General features: G+C 71.3%; 1 protein-coding gene. It reads right to left on the bottom strand.

Annotated elements, in window-relative coordinates; translation table 11 throughout:
• A partial coding sequence (locus DD1DGNOD_RS28925) for a type I polyketide synthase (protein ID WP_241255521.1) occupies nucleotides 1–3,115 on the bottom strand: 3,115 nt, incomplete at both ends.

Below are 3,115 nucleotides of genomic sequence, written 5' to 3'. Positions count from 1 at the left end.
TCCGTGGCGACGGCCGTATGCGGCCGACCGTGCAGGATCCTGCTGGTGAGCCCGGTGAGGACCCGGCCCGGCCCGGCCTCCACGAAGATCCGTACTCCGGCCGCGTACATCGCCTCGATCTGTTCGACGAACCGGACGGGCTGGGCGACCTGGCCGGCGAGGGTCTGCCGCACCGCGTCGGCGGTGTCCGGATACGGCTGCGCGGTCATGTTCGACCAGACCGGGACCGACGGCGGCGTAACGGTGACCTTGTCCAGGTCGGCGGCGAACATCCCGGCCGCGGCCGCGACCACCGGGCTGTGGAACGCGCATGCCACAGGGATCCGCCTGATGGTGAGGCCTTCGGCCGCCAGGAGCTGCGCCGCGGCGTCCACCGCGGGAGTCGGACCGGAGATCACGGTCTGTTCCGGTGCGTTGTGATTGGCGATCACGACATCGGTCAGGTCCGCCGAGCCCACGCCCAGCGCTTCTCGAACCCGCTGCGCCGGGGCAGCAACCGCCGCCATCGTCCCGGGGTCGGCGGTTGCGGAGAAAGCATTGGCGGCATCGAGGATGGCGACCGCTCTCGCCTCGCTCAGCGGCAGCAGATCGGCGGCGTCGACGGCTCCGGCCGCGCACAGGGCGACCAGTTCACCGTAGCTGTGGCCGCCGAGATGGTCGGGACGCACGCCGAGGCCGGTGAGGATCTCGTTCATGGCGAGACCGGCGATCCCGAGGGTCGGCTGTGCCGTCCGGGTATCGGTGATCGCCGCCTGCTGGGCGTCGGTGTCCCCACGGCTGAACGCGGCCGGCGGGAACATCGCCTTCACCCACTTCTCACCGCGTTCGAGCAGGTGCCGCAGGCGCGGGAAGGCCACGAACAGCTCCGCCAGCATCCCGGGCCGCTGGCTGCCCTGGCCCGGGAACAGGAAGGCGACCTTTCCTTCCGCGGCTCCTTCCCCGACGCGGCCCTCCGCAGCGCGGCCGCCTCCGCCGGCGACGAAGATCCCGGCCTTCGCGTCGTGGGCGAACGCGCGTGCCCGCTTCACCAGGTCGGCAAGCTCGTCCAGGCTGGTCGCGACGAACGCCACCTGGACGGGCCCGCCGCGCTTGGCCGCCACTGTCGCGGCCAGGTCACGCAGCTTCCAGGGACGCCCGGCGCCGTCGTTGACCCGGATCAGCTCGGCGAGCCTGTCCAGGGTGCGGCAGGCGGCTGCCTGGTCGGTGCCACGGACGACGAACAGTTCCGCGGGCCAGGCGTCCAACCCGTGGGCGGGTTCGGGAGCACCGTCATAGGCGGACAGCACCACGTGGAAGTTGGTCCCGCCGAACCCGAACGCGGACACCCCGGCATGCCGCCGCGACGCCGGTGCCGCCCACGGCCGGGCGCTGGTGTCGAAGAAGAACGGGCTGGTCTCGGCGTCCCAGGACGGGTTCGGCTGGGTGATGTTGAGGGTCGGAGGGCGCACACCGACCTCCAGCGCCTTCACGGCCTTGATCAGACCGGCCAGCCCGGCGGCACACTTGGTGTGTCCTATCTGAGACTTCACCGAGCCGACGGCGCAACTTTCCTGTAGCGCACCGTGACCGGTGAAAACCTCGGTGAGGCTGGAAAGCTCCGTGCTGTCGCCGACGACCGTGCCGGTCGCGTGCGCCTCGACCAGACCGATGTCGGCCGGGGAGATCCCGGCACGCGCGTACGCCCGCTCCATCGCCAGCACCTGCCCGGCCTTGCGCGGGGCGGTCATGCCCAGCGCCCGTCCGTCGCTCGACCCGGCCACAGCTTTGATCACCGCATGGATGCGGTCGCCGTCGCGTTCGGCGTCGGCAAGTCGCTTGAGAACGACAACGGCCACCCCCTCCCCCAGGCAGATGCCGTCGGCGGCCGAGTCGAAGCTGCGGGACCGGCCGGTTGGCGACAGGGCGTGGACGGAGGCGAACAGCAGGAAGTCGTGGATGCTGTTGTGGGTGTCCACACCCCCGCAGAGCACGAGGTCCGAGGTGCCGCCGACCAGCTCCTTGCATGCGGTGTCCAGCGCCGCCAGTGAGGACGCGCACGCCGCGTCGACCGTGTAGTTGACGCCACCGAGATCGAGACGGTTGGCGATGCGGCCGGCGATGACGTTCGCGAGCAGACCAGGGAACGAATCCTCGCCCAGTGTGGGCAGGCGTTCGTCGAGGGCGGGTGGGATCGTCCCGAAGAAGGCCGGGTAGCTCGAACGGAAGCCGTAGCCGGAGGCGAGATCCGCACCGGACTCGGCACCGAAAACCACCGACGTACGCAACCGGTCGAACGGCCGGTCGTCGTAGCCGGCGTCGCGCAGGGCACGCGCGGTCACCTCGAGGGCCAGCAGTTGCCCGGGTTCTATGCTGCTCAACGACTTCGGCGGGATGCCGAAGCGCAACGCGTCGAACGGGACCGGGGAGAGAAACCCGCCCCACTTGGACGGCACCCGCCGCCCGATCTGCCCGGGACCCGCACCGGAGACGTAATACAGGTCGGGATCCCAGCGGCTGCGGGGCACCTCGGTGACGGCGTCCACGCCTCCGACCACGTTGGCCCAGTACTCGCCCGTGTCGGCGGCACCCGGGAACACGCAAGCCATGCCGATGACGGCCACGTCCAACGGCCGGGCCTGCTCGCGGACGCGGTTGCGCTCGCGTGTCATGGCGCCCGGTCGCGTCGTGGCGCCCGGCCGGGTCGGGTGGGCCGCGACGTCGGTGTCGATGCCGAGGGCTGCGGCCCGGGCGGCCAGTGCCCGGGTCGCACCCTCGCTCACCTGGGCGTGCAGGGCGTCCACCGTGGTCGGTTCCGACCGCAGCGCCGCCACCTGGCCGATCATGAACATGCCGTCGTTGCGCTGGGTGTCCTCGTCGACGGTCACCAGCCGACCACGGTCGCGGCGCAGACCCTTGCTCGCGATCCGCAGCCGGCCGAGGTTGAGCCGTTCCAGCTCCTCCCACACCTGCACGGGAGCAAGCCCCCGGGCGAGCAGTTCGGCCCTGCGTTCGGCGAAAGTGCCGACAAAGGGCGACCGGGCGGCGCGGGTCGCGTGTCCCGGCGAGGTTTCCAACAGGACGGTGTCGTCGCAGTCCACCGCCACCTGCTGAAAACCGGGCAGGATCGCGCCGGAGG

Source organism: Candidatus Protofrankia californiensis (assembly GCF_900634765.1).
Lineage (GTDB): Bacteria > Actinomycetota > Actinomycetes > Frankiales > Frankiaceae > Protofrankia > Protofrankia californiensis.
This window is presented reverse-complemented; position numbering and strand designations above follow the sequence as displayed.